This window comes from Bacillus sp. OV166, from assembly GCF_900177675.1.
Taxonomy (GTDB): Bacteria; Bacillota; Bacilli; order Bacillales; family Cytobacillaceae; genus Neobacillus.
Genome location: NZ_FXWM01000001.1, coordinates 1035832 through 1054831, shown reverse-complemented (window position 1 = coordinate 1054831; position 19000 = coordinate 1035832). Strand labels below are relative to the sequence as shown.

At 39.3% G+C, this 19000-nt stretch carries 18 protein-coding genes; 6 read left to right on the top strand and 12 right to left on the bottom strand.

What is annotated here, in order from left to right; translation table 11 throughout:
- Positions 1 to 63: 63 nt before the first annotated feature.
- On the top strand, positions 64 to 1596 hold the full coding sequence (locus tag CCK98_RS04920) for a multicopper oxidase family protein (protein ID WP_088085549.1): 1533 nt from the start codon (positions 64 to 66) through the stop codon (positions 1594 to 1596).
- 79 nt (positions 1597 to 1675) lie between these two features.
- On the opposite strand, the gene CCK98_RS04915 is transcribed toward CCK98_RS04920, so the two are convergent.
- The 7 genes from CCK98_RS04915 to CCK98_RS04885 form a co-directional block, all read right to left on the bottom strand.
- Positions 1676 to 1960 carry a hypothetical protein gene (locus tag CCK98_RS04915; RefSeq protein WP_088085548.1) on the bottom strand — a complete coding sequence of 95 codons (285 nt, stop codon included), beginning with the start codon at positions 1958 to 1960 and terminating at the stop codon, positions 1676 to 1678.
- Positions 1961 to 2292: 332 nt separating this feature from the next.
- Complete coding sequence (gene fbpA, locus CCK98_RS04910; RefSeq protein WP_142292131.1) at positions 2293 to 2493, bottom strand: Fur-regulated basic protein FbpA; 201 nt, start codon at positions 2491 to 2493, stop codon at positions 2293 to 2295.
- A 694-nt stretch (positions 2494 to 3187) separates the two neighbouring features.
- A complete protein-coding gene (locus CCK98_RS04905) occupies positions 3188 to 3409 on the bottom strand; it encodes a heavy-metal-associated domain-containing protein (RefSeq protein WP_088085546.1) in 222 nt (73 codons plus the stop codon).
- 192 nt (positions 3410 to 3601) lie between these two features.
- Positions 3602 to 4237, bottom strand: coding sequence for a DUF2306 domain-containing protein (locus tag CCK98_RS04900; RefSeq protein WP_088085545.1), 636 nt, complete (start codon positions 4235 to 4237; stop codon positions 3602 to 3604).
- A gap of 92 nt (positions 4238 to 4329) precedes the next feature.
- Entirely contained in the window at positions 4330 to 4851 is a 522-nt protein-coding gene (locus CCK98_RS04895) for a hypothetical protein (protein ID WP_088085544.1), read from the bottom strand.
- Positions 4852 to 4866: 15 nt separating this feature from the next.
- Entirely contained in the window at positions 4867 to 5559 is a 693-nt protein-coding gene (locus tag CCK98_RS04890; RefSeq protein WP_088085543.1) for a response regulator transcription factor, read from the bottom strand.
- The gene (locus CCK98_RS04885) at positions 5556 to 7019 is read right to left on the bottom strand and encodes a cell wall metabolism sensor histidine kinase WalK (protein WP_088085542.1); all 1464 of its coding nucleotides are present in this window, start codon (positions 7017 to 7019) and stop codon (positions 5556 to 5558) included. Before CCK98_RS04885 ends, CCK98_RS04890 begins: the two co-directional genes overlap by 4 nt.
- A gap of 258 nt (positions 7020 to 7277) precedes the next feature.
- Here CCK98_RS04885 and guaC point away from each other — a divergent pair, with 258 nt between their 5' ends.
- Entirely contained in the window at positions 7278 to 8261 is a 984-nt protein-coding gene (gene guaC / locus CCK98_RS04880) for a GMP reductase (RefSeq protein WP_088085541.1), read from the top strand.
- A 180-nt stretch (positions 8262 to 8441) separates the two neighbouring features.
- On the opposite strand, the gene CCK98_RS04875 is transcribed toward guaC, so the two are convergent.
- From CCK98_RS04875 to CCK98_RS04865, 3 genes are read right to left on the bottom strand one after another with little or no spacing between them, the layout of a single operon-like run.
- Entirely contained in the window at positions 8442 to 8945 is a 504-nt protein-coding gene (locus CCK98_RS04875; protein ID WP_088085540.1) for a DMT family transporter, read from the bottom strand.
- Between the two features lie 35 nt (positions 8946 to 8980).
- The gene (locus tag CCK98_RS04870; protein ID WP_088085539.1) at positions 8981 to 9676 is read right to left on the bottom strand and encodes a Crp/Fnr family transcriptional regulator; all 696 of its coding nucleotides are present in this window, start codon (positions 9674 to 9676) and stop codon (positions 8981 to 8983) included.
- Positions 9677 to 9723: 47 nt separating this feature from the next.
- Positions 9724 to 10149: a DMT family transporter gene (locus CCK98_RS04865; RefSeq protein ID WP_088085538.1), complete on the bottom strand. Its 426-nt coding sequence runs from the start codon at positions 10147 to 10149 to the stop codon at positions 9724 to 9726.
- 264 nt (positions 10150 to 10413) lie between these two features.
- Between CCK98_RS04865 and CCK98_RS04860 the strand changes: the two genes are divergently transcribed.
- The 4 genes from CCK98_RS04860 (at position 10414) to CCK98_RS04845 (ending at position 16693) form a co-directional block, all read left to right on the top strand.
- Positions 10414 to 11184, top strand: coding sequence for a hypothetical protein (locus CCK98_RS04860; RefSeq protein WP_088085537.1), 771 nt, complete (start codon positions 10414 to 10416; stop codon positions 11182 to 11184).
- 337 nt (positions 11185 to 11521) lie between these two features.
- A complete protein-coding gene (locus tag CCK98_RS04855) occupies positions 11522 to 11848 on the top strand; it encodes a hypothetical protein (RefSeq protein WP_088085536.1) in 327 nt (108 codons plus the stop codon).
- Positions 11849 to 12217: 369 nt separating this feature from the next.
- Positions 12218 to 15265, top strand: coding sequence for an efflux RND transporter permease subunit (locus CCK98_RS04850; protein WP_088085535.1), 3048 nt, complete (start codon positions 12218 to 12220; stop codon positions 15263 to 15265).
- A 228-nt stretch (positions 15266 to 15493) separates the two neighbouring features.
- Positions 15494 to 16693: an MFS transporter gene (locus CCK98_RS04845; RefSeq protein WP_088085534.1), complete on the top strand. Its 1200-nt coding sequence runs from the start codon at positions 15494 to 15496 to the stop codon at positions 16691 to 16693.
- 60 nt (positions 16694 to 16753) lie between these two features.
- On the opposite strand, the gene CCK98_RS04840 is transcribed toward CCK98_RS04845, so the two are convergent.
- On the bottom strand, positions 16754 to 18055 hold the full coding sequence (locus CCK98_RS04840; RefSeq protein ID WP_179195717.1) for an MFS transporter: 1302 nt from the start codon (positions 18053 to 18055) through the stop codon (positions 16754 to 16756).
- A gap of 112 nt (positions 18056 to 18167) precedes the next feature.
- Positions 18168 to 18959 carry a 2-keto-4-pentenoate hydratase gene (locus CCK98_RS04835; protein WP_088085532.1) on the bottom strand — a complete coding sequence of 264 codons (792 nt, stop codon included), beginning with the start codon at positions 18957 to 18959 and terminating at the stop codon, positions 18168 to 18170.
- Positions 18960 to 19000: the final 41 nt, after the last annotated feature.

Here is a 19000-nt window from a genome sequence, read left to right as displayed (position 1 = left end):
TACTATTTATAACCTTTTAAAAAGAAGGTAATAATTTTTAGCTGGATATAAAGGAGCGGAACTATGATTCTCTCTAAATTTGTAGATGAACTCCCTATTCCCCCGATTTTAAAACCTCGATGGAAAGATCATTTATATACTTATTATGAAGTGAATATGACCGAATTTAAGCAATCACTCCATCGCGAGTTAAATGATACAACTGTTTGGGGGTACGAAGGCAGCTATCCAGGACCTACGATTGAAGTTGAAAGCGGAGAAAAAGCGTATATCAAATGGATCAACAATCTTCCAGATAAGCATCTCTTACCTGTTGACCATACGGTGCACGGGGCCCATTTGGATGTACCGGAAGTACGAACGGTGGTACACGTTCACGGTGCTTGTGTGGAATGGGAAAGTGATGGCTACCCGGAGGCTTGGTTTACAAACGGATTCAAACAGGTCGGTCCCTATTTTAGTAAACAAGTCTATCGATATGATAATTGCGAACAAGCATGCACCCTCTGGTATCATGACCATGCCCTTGGTATCACGAGGCTTAATGTCTATGCTGGATTGGCCGGATTTTTTCTCATTAGAGATCAACGCGAACGGTTATTGAATTTACCGAGTGGGAAATATGATATTCCTCTTATTATACAAGACAAGACTTTTCATAAAGATGGTTCACTTTATTACCCGAAACAGCCAGAAAAACCCGTCCCCGAATTAGAAACATCGATCGTTCCAGAATTTTTTGGGGATACCGTCTTGGTGAATGGCAAAGTATATCCCTATTTAAAAGTGGAACCGCGTAAATACAGATTGAGGCTGCTAAACGCAGCCAACTCTCGTTTCTTTAGGATTAAGCTTGATTCAGGACAGCTGATGTATCAAATTGCGACTGATGGAGGACTTATGCAGCACCCGATAGGTGTAAAAGAAATCATGTTAGCACCTGCAGAACGAGCAGATGTCATCATTGATTTTACCAATCTTGAGGGTAAAAATATTATCATGAAAAACGATGCTCCTGCTCCTTTTCCAACCGGAAATCCACCGGATGATAATACAGGCACAGTGATGCAGTTTCGAGTGACTCTTCCCTTGGCCAGTGTTGATACTAGTGTTATACCGGCGTATATGATGCATATTCCCAAAATGAATGAACAATCAGCTTCCAATTCACGATACTTAACTTTAAATGACAATATGGACCCGTTTGGTCGGGAATGGATGCTGTTGGATAATAAACAGTGGGATGCCCCAATCACTGAAAATCCAAAATTGGGCTCCACTGAAATATGGTATATTATTAGCTTAACGAAGGATTCCCACCCAATTCATCTACACTTAGTTGATTTTCAAATCTTAGACCGTAGAGATTTTGATGTAGAAAAGTATAAAAAGGAGAAAATCATCGATTATATGGGTCCGGCGATCCCTCCCGAACCACAAGAACGAGGCTGGAAGGATACCGTTCAAGCTAATCCTAACCAAGTCACTCGAATTATCATGAAGTTTGGCCCTTTTACAGGGTTGTATGTTTGGCACTGTCATATCTTGGAGCACGAGGATTATGAGATGATGAGACCGTTTATTGTGATCCGATGATAGACGGTGTTCTGTCAAAAATACATTTTATATCAAAAAAGCTGGTTTTTCCTAGTTATAAAGGATACCAGCTTATTATTTATTCTTCCATTCTCTTGATCATATACTGAATCAAGTCAATATTGTTATCAATGAAGTTCAATCTTTCTCGGGCAGTAGTGGACCATTCTGAACTATGATTCATAGATGCGGTAATATGCCGATAGCTAAATGTATATCTCGAATAAAGTTCAGAAATCACAAAGCTTATTCTGAGTTTGGTTTTCTCCTTTTTTGCTATACTTTCAAGGTCATCATTTAACCAAGTAGGAGCATTCTCAATCGCTTTATTTACTAAATTTAATTCATAATCTTCGTTTGTCATCGATGTATCTCCTTTTAAAAATAGGTTTATAAAGTTCTAAATTATTCTAACAAATCACGCACTTTCATTTCAATGTCTAGTTACTACCTATCGTTAGCACATTTCGTATGTTTGGATTCAGTATCTGCGTGTGATACAACCGTATCCTTAGAAGGTATACGTTTAAGTTTCCTTTGGTGCCTGCAAATATGCAGAGATTATTGAAAAAAAATAGCCATTTCCTAGGCTGTGGAATGCTTAGCAAATAACTGGCTTTGTTTCACATACAAACAACAAATTTTATTAAAAGTAAGTAAATAGGCGAACAGTGAATGTCACTGTTCGCCCTAAGTTTATATTTTATTTTTCCATTGAATCGAGCCTGTATCACTATGAGGATGACAATTCGACTTTAATCTTTTGTATTCATTTTCTAAATCGGTTAAAGGTAACTTCAAAAGCTGTTCCTCACTATCAAAGATTTTAAAGGTAAGCAGAATGTTAATTAATGTTTTCCTTCTTTGTTCCACAGCATTCCGAAGTATATTTTCCATGAAATCCTCTCCTTTATTTGCTTTAGAGAAAAGTTTACTTAGCAATCCAATCATTCAAATTAAAATCTTTTTTACCAAATGATTTTTCCACTTTCGTAAGTTCCAGCTTTCATCTGACTCACTAATTGTCTCCATAGAATCAGCTCCTTTAATTTAGATAAAAAAAGAGACTTCTCAGGGGTGCGAGAGGTCTCTATCCGAATAGTCGACTAGTGTATGAATTTTTATAAACAAAAAGAAGACACTTGAATTTGTGTCTCCAGTTGACTGGCTAACTATGTTTATTTTATTAACAAGTGCAAATGCATTTCGATCCACCATTTTTAATTCCGACAATACTCATCTGATTACTTAATACGATATTAACATCCTTGGATTTACCCTGTCAATCAATAATTGGAAAATTTACAATTTTTTTCAGGTCTATTTTTCTCGTAATTTTACAATATAATGCCGCATCGATCTTGGTATCCCATCCCTTTTATCTCAAGGAATCCGCTATAAATCAAATAATTTCCTCTCCCTGCTACCTTTATAATCCTTATCTTTAAGAGAACTTGGACAAAAGTAATTGAACGGAATCAAGTACACTCTTTTCTAACTAAAAAAGACTTATCCCAAGTCAGGAATGATCCTAACAAACAGGGATAAGTCTCTTTTATATCCTTGGGGGAGAGGGGCTAGTAAACTATTTTTAAGATACTTTTGATGATAGAACCGGGTATCCTAATTTTTTCATGGTTTCTTTGATTTGATCTGCTTTCACGTGCACCTCATCAAATTCTACTTTTACCTTACTTGTATTAAATAGCACTTTAGTAGATTCTACTCCATTCATTTTGTTGAGCGTTGTTTCTATCTTTTTAATACATGATGGGCAAGTTAACGGTTCTAATTGAAAAACTGCTTTAGACATTTTCTTATTCCTCCTTGATTTCGTATGACTTCATCTTACTTCATACTCTTTTATAAAAAATTGATAAGAAACAAGATTTTGCTGTGTATTTTATTGAGATTTATGATTTTTTTCCGATTTTTCTCTTCAAGATAGGTGATTAAAGAAAGGTGTCAGGCACCATGTGAATTTTTCACATGGTGCCTGACACCTTTACTCCTCTACGCCTTTACGAAGGATTGACCACTCAACGACAATGAAATTGATGATCAATCCGACCCATATATTTACATTCAGAACTTCTTCAATCATTTTCTCTCTTCCTCCGGGAAGGGAGAAGTTATTTAAGGTGTAATATGTTAATAGCAAAAATGGCACCACTATTCGGCCGCTTACTGCCACTAACGTGACACCAAAGCTTCGAATCATCCATTTGCGATGATCTGCAAATTGTTTTCTTACTGCAGTACGATATCCTTTCCAACAGGTAAAAAGCCAGATAAGTGACAATACAAGAAAAGAAGTGGCTTTCGAAAAATTTTCAATATACGAAACATATACTAGACCAAGCCCACCGCTTATTAAGACACTGCCTACATACACTCTGCCAAGAAAGCGATGGACTTTTGGTGTTTTGATTCGAAAATGTTCTACGAATTGGAAAAAACCGGATAGTAGTGCCAAACATGCCGTTACAATATGTGCAATTAATAATGGAAATTGCATGCCAGCCGATGTGATAGATATTCGGCTATTGGCGGGATTTAGTGTTAAATAAGGAACCACAAAAGGAATGATGACTCCTAATGAGATAATAAATAAAATCCACCAACTTTTTTTAGGTTTCACTTCTTACACACTCCAGACTCTTCAACCGAATCTCTTCTGCTGTTCCCTTTTTTTTCCTAATTCCTTATTCATGTCTCTTCTCCCCTTCATCTTCAAGCAAGGTACGATGCTTTTTTCTGTTTTCGCTGTCCCCATGGTTTAAACACAGAAATCACGAACATCGCACCAAGCGAAATAATCTGAAGGATAATTCCGATCCATAGCTGCCATTTGTTTACTGTGAACGATGGATCCGTAAGTGCGTTTAGCCCTCCACTAGTTGTCAACGTTACCGCTTTTAGCGTTAAGGTATACATTGCGAAAGGACCCAATAAAATTGAGAGGACTGTCAAACCTTCTTTGACGATAATCCAGTAAAATTTGAACAAGCCCCATTGCGTCAATACAGATAGTAAAATCCCCGTTACCACCGTACCAATCGTGGATGCACGAACCGATGTCTGGGCTAGCATATGCATACTTATATAACACGCCTTGAGCACACCAGCATCGGTCGTGTTAGCCGCAGTTATACTCAGAAATAAAAAAACAATGGCCACCCCGAACATGATTGCTGCAAATAATAAGTGTAAGATAATCAGCCATCTTCTCTGGGTAAGATTCAATTTCCTCATACCTTTCCCCCCTTGTTATACATTAAACCGATACCCGACACCCCAAATCGTCTCAATATATTGTGGCTTTGACGGGTTCGTTTCAATTTTTTCACGTAATTTTCCAATAAAAACAGTCACCGTGGCATTGTCCCCGATGGAATCCAATCCCCAGATCTTTTCAAACAGCTCGTCTTTGCTGAACACCTGATTAGGATGGATGGCCAAAAATAGTAATAAATCAAACTCTTTTGAGGTAAAGGGAATTTCGGTTTCATTCACGAACACTTTTCGAGATAACTTATCAATACGAATTCCTCGAATCGTTATTTCGTCTTTTTGTCTCGCGAAGTTATCTGTCATTAACCGGTCATAACGTGCCAGATGTGCCTTGACCCTTGCCACCAGCTCGCCGACACTGAAGGGCTTGGTCACATAATCATCTGCCCCGAGGCCAAGCCCGCGTATTTTATCAATTTCTTCCCTCTTGGCGGAAACCATTAAAATTGGGATGTTTTTCGCTTGTCGGACGTGCCTGCAGATTTCAAATCCATTTATATTGGGAAGCATGAGGTCGAGAATGATCAAATCATATTCCTCCTCCAAGGCCTTTTTCAGACCCACCTCTCCGCTAATGGCGATTTCTACCTCATAGCCGCTTGCTTCTAAATAATCTTTTTCCACTTCCACAATAACCTGATCGTCCTCGATGATTAAAATTCGTTTCACTCGTCCTCACCCTTATGATTGATCTTTGGTAATGTAAAATAAATGCTGGTCCCTTCCCCTAATTGACTTTCAGCCAAAACGGTTCCACCTTGTCCTTCGACCATCTGTTTGACAATAGCGAGACCAAGGCCTGTGCCTCCCGATTCTGTATTTCTCGAAGGTTCTGCCCGGTAAAAACGTTTGAAAATATGGAGTAGTTCCTCGCTGTCAATTCCCGGTCCGTTATCCCGGATGTGTACTGTTGCTTTTGCTTCGTCGTCGAACAATTCCACCCTGATTTCCTTTTGCTCGCTGTTCATATATTTTAAGCTGTTGTCGATTATATTCATCATTACCCTACTCAGCTTTTCATGGTCTCCCATAACGAGAAACGGTCTGTCGCTGACGGAAGAGAACGTAATCTTAATATTCTCCATTCGCGGGTCGAGACGTAATTCTTCTATATAATTCCGCAAATACCCACGAATGTCCAGAGGTTTCAAAGCAAATGGCAGTCGTTTTAGATCAAGCTTAGAATACAACATCAATTCGTCTATCAATTGATCCATATCGTCCGCTTTTTTCGCGATCATATTTATATATTTATCCCTCTTCGGAACCGTATCTGCGATTCCATCTTGAATGCCTTGAACGCACGCTTTAATTCCGGTAATCGGCGTTTTCAGATCATGTGAAATGTTTGAAATTAGTTCTTTCCGGTTCTCTTCATACTGTAGCTGAAGATGGATCGATTCGTTCAAGCGGGCGCGCATTTCATCAAAGGAAGCCCCCAATTCTCCGAATTCATCTCTGCGGTCCAACTTCACCTCATAAGCAAGGATCCCTTTTTTAATTTGTTCCGCAGCATGTTTTAGCTTGTACAAAGGTTTGATAAAACTTCGGGAAACTAAATAGGTAAGAATACCATTCGTAAGGCCAATAACAAGTAGCAGCGACAATACCAGCAGCGGGAAAAACTTTCTTGCTTCCTTGAAAAAAGGATATAAATCAGAAAATATATATACCGTACCTGTAGTGTCATCGCTAAGAGTGATATCGTACTTTTCCACTGAAAAACGACTTTTTCCCCATCGGCCATGAGTCTGTCCCCTTTGCGTCTCCTTAATCTCAGTAATATTTAGATCAAGGCGGTTCACGAAAGGGGAAGTGAAGCTAGTTCGATTATTTTCCATTATCACGAGTCCTGAATGAACACGATTCAATTGTTCGTCCGTGCTTTTCAGGAACTCTTTGTCGTTGAAGCGGTCAGGGTCTGTTTGTGTCATAAACTTCACGCCTGCAATCAGGGCTCGGCGTTGATTGGCCGTTTCCCAAAAGGCCGGCATTCCCTTTCCATCCCCAGTTCCTGCCATATCTTTATAAAAAGCTGAAACAAGCGTAGTTGCAATTAAGGCGAACAACACGATAGGAATAAAGGTCATGGCCATATAGGATAGCAGTAGTCTCGTCTTAATAGACATGAGCAAATCTCCTTAACGCTGTTTTTTTTCGAACAGAAATTACCTGTCTTCTGTTATTTATCATAACCGCGAATTATAAACCCCTTCTAAACCAATTCTAAAAAAAGTATAAAAATTATTTAAACAGTGTAGTTGATTCCAAAAAGGGCTATCATTGAATTAGCTCAATGTATAAGACCAATTGAAACCGATAACCTTATCTTTGCATTGAGTGAACATTTAAGCTAATTACTGTTTGTTTTCGAGGAGGACAATGATATGGAAAATGTATTTGATTATGAAGATATCCAATTGATTCCGGCAAAAAGTGTAGTAAATAGCCGCTCTGAGTGTGATACCACAGTATCCTTAGGCGGGCATACATTCAAGCTGCCAGTGGTGCCAGCAAATATGCAGACGATTATCGATGAAAAAATAGCTATCTACTTAGCGGAAAATAGTTACTTTTATATCATGCATCGTTTTGAACCAGGTAAGCGATTATCTTTTATCAAAGATATGAAATCTCGAGATTTATTGGCATCTATTAGTGTTGGAGTGAAAGAGGAGGAGTACCGGTTCATCCAACAATTAGCTGAGGAACAGATTTCACCAGAATTCATTACGATTGATATCGCACATGGTCATTCCAATGCGGTAATTAAAATGATTCAGCATATTAAGAAGTACATACCTAACAGCTTTGTCATAGCTGGAAATGTCGGAACTCCAGAAGCAGTCAGAGAATTAGAGCATGCTGGTGCGGATGCGACTAAAGTTGGGATTGGACCTGGAAAGGTATGTATCACCAAGATTAAGACTGGATTTGGGACTGGGGGCTGGCAGTTAGCTGCACTGCGTTGGTGTGCAAAGGCAGCAAGTAAGCCGATTATTGCTGATGGCGGGATCCGGACACATGGCGATATCGCCAAATCCATTAGATTCGGAGCAACCATGGTGATGATTGGCTCCTTATTTGCTGGGCATGAAGAATCCCCAGGTGAAACGATCGAGAAAGATGGTAAGTGTTATAAAGAATACTTTGGATCAGCATCGGAATTTCAAAAAGGGGAAAAGAAAAATGTAGAAGGCAAAAAAATGTTTGTCGAGTACAAAGGCTCGTTAAAAGAAACGTTGATAGAAATGGAGCAAGACCTTCAATCCTCTATTTCTTACGCAGGAGGAAATAAGTTAGCCGCCATCCGTAATGTCGATTATGTCGTCGTTAAGAATTCCATCTTTAACGGGGATAAAGTTTATTAACAAAAAAAGCAGAATGATGAACTAGTCATTCTGCTTTTTTTGATTCATACGAGAGCAGGAGAGATTTCTTTTTCGCAAACAAACTTAAAATGTTTCGCAGCGCTCAGTAGGACTCACTACGTCAGGCGAAAAAAAGAACCGCTCCTATTCTCCTGAAACGATTCCCCGGTAAATTGAAAACTACTTTTGAAATTCGGAAACTTTATTCCCCTTTGCAAATGGCCAAGTAAACACTTTCTGACCCTCACCGCTCCCGCCAAATTTAAAGACGACAATTCCACCGACAATAACCAACACACCGATCAACTGATTGACAGTAAACGGAACCTTATTCAACCCTAGCCAGCCTAATGTGTCCCCTAATAGAGCAACCACGAGCTGTGATGTCAGTGCGATAGCGATGGCATAGGTTGGTCCGAGCCGCTTGATCCCTTGAACGAGACAAACAACCACTCCTACTCCGATCAGACCGCTGAACCAGTACCAAGTCTGCATATTTTGCAAGTGAAATAACTTTCCCCCTTCAAAGAGGAGCCCAAACGTCAATGAAGCAAGGAATCCCATCCCTAATACTAAGGTAGTCGTTGCCCAAGATCCCGCCCGTTCATTAACTTTACTGTTAAAAATATTTTGCAAAGCTACCAGCGCACCGGCAATAATCGCAAACAATAATCCTAGAATCATCCGATTTCTCTCCCTTGTGTTGATATTTTTTAAGGCTATTCGTAAATATTACCCCCGGCGAGATCCCTTAATCCATTCCTGTCCTTAACTAAAATGGACCCTCGATTACGCTCAATTAGACCATCTTCACAAAATTGTGTGATGACCCGATTTAAATGACGATAGCTCGTTCCAATTAAATTAGCTGCATCCTTGATACTGATGCTAAGTTGGTTTTTATTAAGTGAATCGGATTCATCAAAGGAAACAGACAATAGATAACTAGCCAAACGCACCTCTACGGGATACATGATATTGAAGCTCATCGAGTTGTTTTTTAGATGGAATTTCTTCGTAATGATATCCAATAAAAATTGCAGGAGAGGTGCATGGTCACTTCCATATTTCTTTAACCAGCGATGGTGAATACCAATCATCCAAACAGGGGATACCGCCTCAACTGTGTTAATAATGTCAATGCCCTGTACATACTCAATATCGCCGATCACTTCAAGCGGTTTCTTAAAAGAAAGAATGAGTGTATTACCTTCTGGCGAGCTGGTGTAGATTTTAACCTTCCCCTTCACTAGTACATACAAATACTGTGATGCTTCCCCTTGAGAACAGATGAGCTCCCCTTGCTCAAAGCAGTACAGCGACAAATGGGGAATGAATGGTTCATGAAAGATCGTTTCTAGTTGATATGTCTGGATATAAGCGTCCAATTGCTCCTGATCATTCAGTTCTTTCACTCTTATTCACCTCTGCCTTTCACCTTCTACATTCCAAAAGACACTTTTTATGACCTTAGTATCACCACACCAACGATCATCATCCCGATGCCGATAATCTGTGGCAGCTTCATCTTCCGCTTCTCCAGGCCAAACCATCCTTTACTGTCTATGATAAATGTCAGCGTAAGCTGGGCTATCAGGATCGCTGATATACTTAGGGTCACACCGATTCTCTGAATAGAGGTGACATTACTGAAAATGACAATCGCTGCAAAGGCGCCCCCCATCAAATATAACGGCTTCACTTGTTTGAAGCCTTGCCCTTTACCGTCTCTAACGAACATTAAAATAATGAGAGCCATTATAAAACCAGTAAACTGGGTAATAGTTGCTGCTTGCCACGTGCCAATGTCTTCACTAATCCGTGTATTGGCAATCCCTTGCAGGGTAATAAAGGCCCCGCCTAATAATGCAAAGATAATCCCCTTCATTGTTTTCTCCCCTAATTTAGATTTCTCTACTATATTAAAGGATATTTCCAAGTAGTTTGGATAGGACATATGTCCTCAACTCATTTTCATTTTTTTATTAATGGATGTACCCTTTTCTAAGCCGTGGAAAAAAGTGTATCTGATAAACTAAATTAATAGTGGTACACTTGAGGGAACGTTCTATTAAAAAAGGAGCTTAGAAATTACTAATTATATCTAAATAAGTTTATAATAATTAAAAAATATTTATGAGGTGAATAGACATTGGATTTTCATTCAAATTCGAATCAACAATTAGAAAAAGTTGATGATGAAGAATATAAAGAAAGAGATTACGCTACTAGACATAAAGCAGAAGAGGAAGAGGAACAAGAAGAAAGAGGATTTAAACAATGGATTATGGGATGGAAAAAGAAAAAAGTAGATGAAGATGGCGAAGCGAGAGTAAATTCGCTATCCAGATCCAGATCCTCAAATAAGAAAAAGAACGGGGGCATGTTCTCATTAAAACTAGTCTTTAAGATATTTGTAGTAGCAGCTGTTTGTTACAACTTCAATTTCATTTGGAATTTTATGAAAGATCCTATTGGTAATTTTACGTTTTATCATACATTATATGTACTAGGAATATGTGCAGGTATTAATTTAATTGCCGTTTGGATTCTGTTTTATAAAAGTTCGTTTATGAGATTTTATCTTTCCTTATTAGCAATTTTAGGATCGTTTGGGTATTACTTTTACGTAAATTACACTAATCACTCCTTTATGGGGAATAATATCAAAACTTCGTTGCTTGTTATGATATCAGTTTTGATCGTCATTAATCCTAAAGTAAATTATTACCTGAAAAGCATCGTACTTCTGTTGATACCTAGTATAGGTATCTATTTAAGTGGTAATAAATTCGCACTTGTATGGGCTTTAATGTTGAGTGCGGGATTTGTACTATTATTTAGAGTGTCAAAATCAAGAGGAAAATCAAAATCAAATAAAAAGGAAAGTCGAGCAAGAAGAAACCAAAAGCAATCCGCATAATATTTATTATTGGTAATTAAAAAATGCAGGTTATGGCGGTATATTTATTGAATGAATATAAGCCGAAAATGTACAAGTGGTGAATAAAAACTTGTATTTTTTCGGCTTTTTAAATTTTAAAAATGGAAGAAAAGTATTGTTAGCTTAATTAGAAACTAACCATAGCAAATATGAGCTTCATCAAGGAAATCCAGTGGCAATTATAAAAAAATGATTAATATACATTTCTTATTTGAAATAACCCGAAATCAAAATGTAAATATTCTGTCACTGTAATACAGTTGATGTTAGGCATTTGAAAGGATAAACTTTACTTACTATTTGAGGAGTGATTAAAGTGAAAACAGTAACCGTGGATAAGCTAACATTCAAGAAAAATTTATCGATGATTGAGCAATTTGCAATCAAAGATTTCCTGTTTAAATGGGTTGGTCGACCAACAGAAGGATTAGATGATTTTCTACCACTTGAGTACACAGAAAATGTCTTTGCCAAGATGGAGGCAAAACAGGTAAATGCTTTTCTCATTAATGGGGATAAACATTTCAGGTATGCCACAATAACAGAAGACAATCAAATTGTAATAGGAGTTTTAGATTCGAATGAAGAGTTACATCATAGAGTCATTTCTCTGGATGAGGTTTTAATAGGTAAGGACTTGTAAAGTGCTTGCCTATTAACTTTTCTCTTGCTTTCTTCTCGGACAATGACTTGAATTCCATCGTGTGAAACCTTCCTTCCTTCCTTCTTTTCTTCTTCAAGAGAACAAATGTTCTGTTTATATTTCCATTATACCCATGAATTTCATAGAATATATAGTAAAATTAATGCATTATCCTAAAAAATCGAACAAAAAAGCAGCGTAAAACCCCATATCTAAATCTAGGGGTTTTACGCTGCTTTTTGATAAACAAAGAAGGTTATTGTAAAGTTTTGTAAAATTTAATAAATTTTCAAATTTGTGATGAAACACTTCAATTGTGATGGTATAATTTTCCTGGTTTAACAATTTCATAACATTTGGAGGTTATTTATGACATGGTTTACCAAATGGGCATTGCGGAATAGACCTGCTCTCGTTTTTTCCGTAATTGCCTCGATTATCTTCGGAGTTTTTAGTTATACCAGTATCCCAATGGAGCTCATGCCATCAGCAGACCAGCCGTATATTACGATTTCGGCAGTAGGTAACGGCATGGACGCCGTCAGTATGGACGAACAGGTCACACAGCCCATTGAACAGGCATTAACCGGCATCAAAGGGAAACGAAATGTGGTGGCTGAAACGGGCAATAACTTTTCTCAGATGACGGTGACGTTTGAATCCGACACTAATCTGAAAGAAGCCAAGCAGCAGATTCAAGACAGCATCTCGATGGTCAATCTGCCAAATGGAGTCATGAAACCGTATGTTGTACTACTCAATACATCGCAGATTCCGGTTGTCTACTTAGGGCTAACGTTCGATAAAGAAATTGGAAATAAAGAACTGAACCTCTTCGACAACGACATCCTTCCTCTGTTCAAGGATATTAAAGGGGTCGGAAATGTCATCACCTACGGAGGAAAAAATCAGCAACTTTCGATCAAAGTGGATGAGGTAAAACTGGCAGCTGCCCATTATCCTCTCGAAAAGCTGTATACCGTCCTAAAAGGAAAAAATGCATCGGTTGCCGTAGGCGAACAAACCCTGAATGATCAAGAAACCAGCATCATCGTGACAGGGAAATTAGAAAATCTTGAAGACATTCAGAACCTACAGTTAAACAAGACCACCAAACTGAAAGATGTTGCTGACGTGGCGATAGAGAAAGATACTACTAGTATTACACATATGAATGGAAAGAATTTTATTGAAATAGTGGTACAGAAAGATTCAACGAGCAATGCTGTCACCCTCGGTAAGCAAGTGGCAGATGTAGCAAAGGACATTAACCATGACTATAAAGGAACATTAACCGCAACGGTATTTATTAACTTAGCCGATACGGTTCTCGATTCGATTAATTCGATGACAAGAGAAGTGCTGACAGGAGCCTTATTTGCCACTTTGATTATCTGGCTATTCCTGAAAAGCTTCCGCATGACCTTAATTACGATCATCAGCATTCCGCTATCTCTTTGTATTACAATGATTTTATTATCCTTCTTTGGTGTCACTTTAAATATTCTGACACTAGGCGGGATAGCCGTATCCGTTGGACGACTCGTAGACGACAGTATCGTAGTGGTGGAAAACATCTTCCGAAGAAAACAAGGAAAGGAACTTACACCATCATTCATCGTGGAAGCGGTAAAAGAAGTGGCAGCTGCCATTACCTCGTCTACTCTTACGACCGTAGCAGTGTTTCTTCCGATGACACTTGCTTCTGGTAGTTTAAGAGATTTAATCGCCCCGTTTGCGATTACCATTACCTGTTCGCTGTTGTCTTCACTCCTTGTGGCATTAACCGTAGTGCCTGCACTCAGCGGCCGATTGATGAAAAATGTCAGAACAAAAGAACACAAATCAGGAACCTTTTATCCTTCTGTTCTTCGTTGGTCTTTGAATCATAAATGGCTTCCGATTGTCCTATCGGTTGTTGTGGTCATCGGTGCCGTCGGATTATTCACCATGATTCCAAAAGGCTCGGTAGACCAAAAAGACAGTGCGTATCTTTCCGTTCTTTTAAAGTATGAAAACGGGGCGAAATTTGAAGACATTCAAAATGGTCTTTCCAAGATGGAAACCATTCTTTCAAATGAAAAGGGTGTGAAAAATAACATTGTTCAAGTCGGCAATAATGCCGATGCGGCACAGTTTGGGGAACTTCAGGACGGGAATCAAATCCAGTTCATGGTGTTTTTGAAAGAAGGCGCCGATTCTGCGAAGATTGCACAAAATTTGCGAAAAACAAAAGATCAATTCCCTAAAGCTGAGTTAACAGCTAATACAGCTGGTCTAATGGGTGAAAACAAAACCACCGTCTCCGTGGATGTGTTAGGTAAAAACGATTTGGAAATTAAAAAAGCAGCCGATATCATCATAAAAAAATTAAACACCATCAAAGGTGTTCAAAAAGTGGAAAGTAATGATGAGAACCAAAAACCAACGGTGACCATTACAGTGGATCCGAAAATCGCCAACGCTGAGGAAATTTCTGGTTCTCTTCATGCGATGCTGAAGCCGGCTGTCATCGGAAGCATGAAGATCGACGGACGTACCACTATGGTGAAACTCGGTGCGTTAAAGGAAGTCCATACATCGAAAGACTTGGAAAACTTAGAAATTATGACACAAGACGGTCCGGTATTGTTATCAAAAGTGGCAAAAATCGAACAGATCAAACAACCGGGCACCCTTTATTCCAAAGACGGACATCACTATCTTCAGGTGAGCGCCACGGTCGATCCGAAGAAAATGGTCAACGTTGCCGGAGAAATCAAGAAACAATTACTGACATGGGAAAAAGACAATGCGTTTGGGAATGAAACAAGCGCTGAACTCACAGGATCTTCTATGCAGTCATCTGATGATTTGAAGGAACTTGGAAAGCTTGCCTTGTTCTCGATCGGAATTGTATTCATGATTCTTTTGATCACCCTGAAATCATTCCGTGCCAGCTTTGCTATCTTGCTTTCCCTTCCGCTTGCCGCCATCGGTTCTCTATTAGGACTCGTTGTATCAAAATCAAGCATTGATATCTCATCTGGAATTGGCATGCTGATGCTTGTGGGTATCGTCGTGACGAACGCCATTGTCTTAGTCGACCGAATCCGCCATAACGAAGAAAGTATGGCCATTCGGGAAGCAATTATAGAAGCAGGAACCGTGCGTCTTCGTCCAATCTTGATGACGGCACTCGCCACCGTATTTGCCATGGTTCCGCTACTCTTTGCGCACGAATCCGCCATGAGCATGAATCTTGTTTCCAAAGGGCTTGCTGTCGTGGTGATTTTTGGACTGATTGTGTCTACATTACTTACACTGATTGTCATTCCAACGTTCTACGAACTGTTCCATTTCCGAAAAGCCAAAAGACAGAACCAAAATGGGGTAAAGAAAAGGACTGCAGAAAATCCGAACGGGTTTTCTTTATAAGAGAAAAAAATAAAATAAACATTTAAATGACATTAAAAACAGCAAATCCTGGTTTGCTGTTTTTTCTTGTTTTATCAACATTAATTAAATACAACATTTTTAGCACAGATTGTATAATTGGGGTCCTTCTTCTGAAAAATATGGAAGTAGCTCTGTTACATTTAACTCCTTCTCTGTTCACTATGGTATACTTTAGAAAGTTTGTTTTAAGAGTGGGAGGTTCTAATAGTGGAGTTACTAAAATCATATACTCAAACGAAATCGACCTATATATTTTGGCTTGTTACGGGGATTATACTGGTAGCATTTAATTTGCGCCCAGCCATCACATCATTAGGGCCGTTAGTTGGAATGATACAGAAAGATGTTGGACTAGCACATTGGAGTACAGGTTTATTAATGAGTTTGCCATTACTTGTTTTTTCCATCATGTCACCCATCGTACCAAAGCTCGCCAATCGGTTAACAAATGAGGTGACTTTGCTTATAGGTTTGTTCACTCTATTAATCGGTATAGGTCTAAGATCCATCCCAATGACGTTTTTCCTTTTTACTGGGACTCTTTTTATTGGAGTGGGTATAGCCGTTGGAAATGTTCTTTTACCAGCCATTGCAAAGGACAAATTCCCACAGCACTTCGGTCTTATGACAAGTGTTTATTCTACATCTATGGGATTGTTTGCCTCATTAGCGTCAGGAGTTAGTGTTCCTTTAGCAGACGGCATGCACCTGGGCTGGCAGGGAGCTTTAATTGTTTGGGGAATTCCGGTCGTAATAGCCATCTTAGTATGGGCCTTTCTTTTCAAATATAATCATGGAAGTCAAACAGATATAAAAAGGCTTAGTTCTAAATCTAATCAAACCTGGCGTTCACCACTTGCTTGGCAAATTGCCATATTTATGGGGTTTCAGTCTTTTTTATTTTATGTAACAATTTCTTGGTTACCAGAAATCCTGCATAGTCAAGGAATGAGTATGGAGAAAGCAGGGTGGCTGCTTTCAATCGCTCAAATAGTCGGACTACCTTTCAGTTTCTTCATTCCTGTCATTGCAGGACGTTTCCAATCACAAAAATGGATCGCATTCCTGTTAAGCCTATGCTCTATTATTGGTTATGGAGGTTTACTGTTGGGCTCATCCTATCCCGTTTTAATTGTTAGCATTATTTTCATTGGGATGGCTTTGGGAGGAATCTTTCCATTATCACTAACCTATATCGGACTTCGCACCAAGAATGCCAGCCAGGCTGCAGAGTTATCTGGAATGGCACAATCAACTGGGTATATCCTTGCAGCAGCGGGCCCCTTTTTTATTGGATATTTATTTGATCAGACCCATTTATGGACAGTTCCACTTAGCGCACTCATCCTTATTTCTTTAGTCGTTATGGTATTTGGGATGTTAGCGGGTCGCAATCGACACGTATAAAAAGCGAACAGTGCCAGGCACTGTTCGCTTTTTGTGTATTTTACTATATTTTACTATATTTTACATGACATTTGATGTATTTACATCTGATAGGTCTGAATTTTCAATCTCTTTAGGACGGACGGCCAGCCAAACTAGTCCACCGAAAACAAGAAGGATTAGCCCGCATAATTGGAACGCATACTGGAAGCCAGCGGCTGGACTTGCTGAGTGTTCAATGAAATACCCTGTTACATAGGGGCCGACAATCCCACCCAATGAAGTAAGCGCCATAAACCACCCCTGAATTTTACCTTGATGTTTAGGTGCAACCAAATCTACTAGAATCGCTGGTCCCATGACCAAGGTAATACATCCAAATGTTAACCCAAGTGATAATAATACAATGGCAAGAAGATTAGAGCTGACCATTGCTCCGAAAAAGTAGCTGACGGCTCCCGCTAACATTACTGGTCCAAGGACAAAAATCCGTCCCTTTACCATACTTTTCGTCTTATGATACAGTCGGTCAGAAATGGTTGAAAAGGTAATTTGCGAAAGGGTAATCAAAATCCAAGGCAATGCTACGACAATTTTTAAAGTACCTTCGCTGAGGTGGCGGACATTTTCCAAATAATTAGGAAGCCAGTTCAGCCCAATCGTAAAGGACCAATAAGTGGCAAAACCACATAAGGCAACGAAGATGAAATTTTTCGAAAACAAGGCAGAGGTGAAATTTGTTTCGTTTTGGATAGTGGATAACGGGGTACTGCCTTTTGTTGCAACCAACTCAGTATCTGTAACCGCTTTCTCTTTTGCGATCCATAACCACACGATAATCCAAATAAAGCCTACTACTCCAGTTGAGATAAACGCCGAGCGCCATCCATAGCTCATGATGAGATGCATTAAGACCGGTGCTGAAATGGCAACACCAAGCGGTCCGCCCACTGAAACCAATGTTAAACCAATCCCCAATTTTTCCTTTGGAAGATACTTTGAGGCAGCTGTCATCGCTAAAGCGTAGGAAGGTCCTTCCCCAGCTCCTAAAATGATTCTGGTTACCAATAAATAAGTAAAGCTGCTGACAAAGATCGTTGAAAATTGAACGATGGACCAAATTGCGACCATACCAGCAATGACTTTTTTCGCTCCAATTTTATCCGCAAGACTGCCGCCTAAAACAGCTGAAAGCGAATATAGTAAGAAGAAAACACTCCCGACAACTCCCCATTGCTCTGGCGATAATCCCAATTCCTTGATAATTGATACTGAGGCAAACCCAATAATCGCCTTATCCGCATTACTAATGACCGTTAATAAAAATAACAGGAAGATGATCACCCATGTTTTTTTTGAAACTGCACTTTTCTTTTGCTCCATATAAGGCCCTCCTTGAAATTTCTCCCTTTTCCCCTCGTTCGTTTTCATAGAATGATACCACTTTGACTTCAAGACCTTTCCACCCCATCAATGAAAAAGTCCTTTTAGGTCATTACTTAAATGTAACTTCCACCTTACCAATATGTGAAAATCCAGCAGTGAACCGATCCCCTTTTTCGGCCACTACTGCTGCAGATAATGCCCCTGATAAAATCACTTCTCCCGCTTTCAAAACAACCTGGTATTCGGATAACTTATTTGCCAGCCAGGCCACACATTTGGCAGGATGGCCTAGCACATCTGAACCATATCCTGTATTAATCAGTACACCATTTTTAAACAAATTCATTTCAATCGATGGTAAGTCGATATCCGTTAACGAGAATCGCTCCTCACCAATGACAAACAATCCGCTTGATGCATTATCGGCAATCGTGTCTGCTAAGGTAATCTTCCAGTCGGTTATCCGGCTATCGACGATTTCTAAGGCTGGGGCTATATACTCTGTCGCATCAAGGACATCCTCGATGGTCACAGATGGACCTTTCAAATCCTTGCTGAGAACAAAGGCAATCTCGCCTTCAACCTTTGGCTGAAACATGGCATCTAAGCTGATGACCCCGTCATTACTTACTTCCATGGAATCCAATAGATGACCGTAATCTGGTTGATCCACACCTAACAGCTGCTGCATGGCAACAGAGGTTAACCCAATTTTTTTCCCAACAATACGCTGGCCATCTCCAACCTTCTCATTAATTGCGAGAAGTTGGACTTGATACGCCTCATCAACGGATAATTCTTGATACAAATCAGTAAGTGGTGTAATGGATTGCTTAGCGGCTTCTGCCTGCTGCAAAAGCTCATATACATGTTGAACACGATGAATGACTTGATTGCTCATAGTTAAAACTCCTTTTGTAAAAAAATAAAGCACTATTTCAT